2 protein-coding genes are annotated in these 3150 nt (G+C 38.7%); both read right to left on the bottom strand.

The genetic code is table 11. The features are described from left to right. Positions 1 to 255: 255 nt before the first annotated feature. On the bottom strand, positions 256 to 2316 hold the full coding sequence (gene metG, locus Q0L68_RS18640) for a methionine--tRNA ligase (protein ID WP_296705761.1): 2061 nt from the start codon (positions 2314 to 2316) through the stop codon (positions 256 to 258). Between the two features lie 94 nt (positions 2317 to 2410). Next, the gene (locus tag Q0L68_RS18635) at positions 2411 to 3043 is read right to left on the bottom strand and encodes a TetR/AcrR family transcriptional regulator (RefSeq protein WP_296705760.1); all 633 of its coding nucleotides are present in this window, start codon (positions 3041 to 3043) and stop codon (positions 2411 to 2413) included. Positions 3044 to 3150 lie beyond the last annotated feature (107 nt).

The following is a 3150-nucleotide window of genomic DNA, read 5'->3' as shown; positions in this document are numbered from 1 at the left end:
CCAGTTGAGGATCTAATTAATTGATTTCTCAAATGGTTTTCGGCAAAGGAATCACCCAAAGAATTACAAAATTTTATGCTTTCTCCAGCAAACCGAACTAATCGTTCTTCTAAATCATATTTCTTTTCCATAAAAATTCTTTAAAAAACCCAATCGAATTTAATCAATTGGGTCTATTACTAATTGTCAAATTTCAATTTCCATGTCTGAGATTCCTGATTTGAAAATTGAATTTGACCATTGTTCATTAAACATTTAAGATATTCCCGATCCACTCGCCGTACGCTCATGTGGCATCAAAAGTTTCAATTTTCCATCTTTATCTTCTGCCATCAGAATCATTCCTTCCGAATCTATCCCCATCATCTTTCTTGGCGCCAAGTTGATTAACATGGTTACCTGCTTTCCAATTAAAAATTCAGGTTCAAAGTGCTCCGAAACACCGCTTAATACTGTTCTTTGACCAAGGCCAGTATCTACTTTTAGTTTCAGAAGTTTCTTTGATTTAGGCATTTTTTCTGCCTCCAAAATAGTAACTACACGCATATCAAGCTTTGCAAAATCATCGTAAGAGATAATTTCTTTCATTGCTGGAACTTGAGCACTTGCCAGTTCATTTTCTTTTTTTGCATCCATCAGTTTTTGTACTTGTTTTTCTACAACCTCGTCTTCAATTTTTTCAAATAGCAATCCCATTTCTCCAAGAGCTGTTCCTGCTTTTAATAATTCTGACTGACCTGCTACGGACCAATCAATATTTTTGATCCCGAATAAATCCACCAGTTTACCTGCAGTAAATGGAAGGAATGGTTCTGATACAATGGCTAGATTCGCGGCTATATTCAAGGCTATATTTAGAATAGTCGCAGTTCGAGCCTCATTTGTTTTAATAACTTTCCAAGGTTCCGTATCAGCTAGATATTTATTGCCCAGTCTCGCTAAATCCATCACAATTCCCAAAGCTTCTCTAAATCGGTACCGCTCTAATGAAGAAGCTATTTTATCCGGAAACTCTGCCAACGCGGCTAAAACCTCTTCATCGTATCCTGTCAACTCGCCTCTCAAAGGAATGACTCCCTTGTAATATTTGTGAGTAAGCACTACTGCTCGATTTACAAAGTTTCCATAAATGGCAACCAATTCTGAATTGTTTCTAGTTTGGAAATCTTTCCAGGTAAAGTCGTTATCCTTGGTTTCGGGAGCATTTGCAGTCAAAACATATCGAAGTACATCCTGCTTTCCCGGAAATTCTTCCAAATATTCATGTAGCCACACTGCCCAGTTTCTGGATGTGGAAATTTTATCTCCTTCCAGATTGAGAAATTCATTTGCAGGCACATTATCGGGAAGCACATATCCTCCATGGGTTTTCAGAATAGCCGGGAAAATGATGCAATGGAAAACGATGTTATCCTTGCCGATAAAGTGAACCAGTTTCGTATCCTCATCTTTCCAGTAAGGTTCCCAATCAATTCCTTTTTCCGCTGCCCATTCTTTGGTAGAAGAAATGTATCCGATCGGAGCATCAAACCAGACATAAAGTACTTTACCTTCGGCATCCTGAAGTGGAACTTTGATTCCCCAATCCAAATCCCTAGTCATAGATCTAGCCTGCAAACCATCGCCAGCCTCTAACCAAGATCGACATTGGCCCAACACATTATTTTTCCAGTCCTCTTCATGATCCTCTAGAATCCATTTTTTTAAGAAGGGTTGATACCTTGCCAAGTCCAAAAACCAATGCTTGGTCTCCTTTAAGACCGGAGTTCTTCCACTTAATTTAGATTTTGGATTGATCAGCTCCGTAGGACTCAATGAACTCCCGCACTTTTCGCATTGATCGCCATAGGCATGGTCATTTCCACATTTAGGGCAAGTTCCTTCGATATATCGATCCGCCAAAAACTGTCCAGCTTCTTCATCAAAATACTGTTCCGTACTTTGCTCTAAAAACTCTCCTTTTTCATACAAATCTTTAAAAAATCCCTGAGCTGTTTCATGATGAATAGGTGCTGAAGTTCGGGAATAATGATCAAAACTGATCCCAAATTCCTTGAAACTTCCTTTCATGATTTCATGGTAATGATCCACGATTTGTTGAGGAGTCTTGCCTTCTTTTTTTGCTTTTATGGTGATAGCCACTCCATGCTCGTCCGATCCACAGATGTAAGCCACATCTTTTCCTAAACTTCTCAAATAGCGGACATAAATGTCTGAAGGAATGTAACATCCCGCCAAATGACCAATATGCAAGGGCCCATTGGCATAGGGAAGGGCTGAGGTAATCGTATATCTTTTAAAATTTTTATTGCTCATGTCATGCGGGAAATCTGAATCGTAAACGGGTGAAATAAAATTAAAATTCCATTATTTCTGGCCGCAAAGATAGGGAAATCAGCCGAAGCAGAAATCACGCATTGGCAAATTCATTCCTGGCTTCCTCCGTCAGTATCCCATTGTATATTACTGAAACTGTTTGGTCGAAGATATCTGAGGGTGAAAGCTTCATTCCCTTTTGCATAGTTTCCGGAAACTGGCTCAGGAATTTTGGATCCAAAAGTGACTGAATGGCCGAAGCATAAAGCATGACCACTAGGTTGATATTGATTTTTGGATTGACCAATCCTTGCTCCACTCCCTGCTTAATCAGCCTATAAAATCTCAAATAGGCAGATTCGTTGATATAAAGGCGCATTTCTTCCCAGACCTCTTTTGCATGTTCTCTTAAATCTTCAAATAATTCAGGATTGATCGGAGCCAAATGTGTCGCTACCACCGTGAGCATGGATTTTAACTTGAGCGGAAAGGAAATGTATTTATTTTCAAGAATTGCCTCCACTTTTGAGCTCATCTTCAACTTCAGCACCTTAAAGGAAGCCTCCAGCAACTCGAGTTTACCCGGATAATATTTGTAAAGTGTCTTTTTACTCATTCCCAAATCCAAGGCTATCTCATCCATGGTGGTGTGCCTGTATCCCTTTTCTAAAAATAGCTTATATGCTGAATCAAGTATTTTATTTTCAATATTCTTTTTTTTGGACATAAGGTATTTAAAATCGACGGCAAAGGTTTAAAATATTGGAAGGATATGCAATGGAATAGTGGTCGGAATGAATCATAAAATTCCCGATTATAATTCAAAAACTTTCC

It is taken from the genome of Algoriphagus sp., from assembly GCF_024642405.1.
Classification (GTDB): domain Bacteria; phylum Bacteroidota; class Bacteroidia; order Cytophagales; family Cyclobacteriaceae; genus Algoriphagus.
Note: the sequence above shows the minus strand (reverse complement) of the source record. Positions and strands in the feature narration are given on the sequence as shown.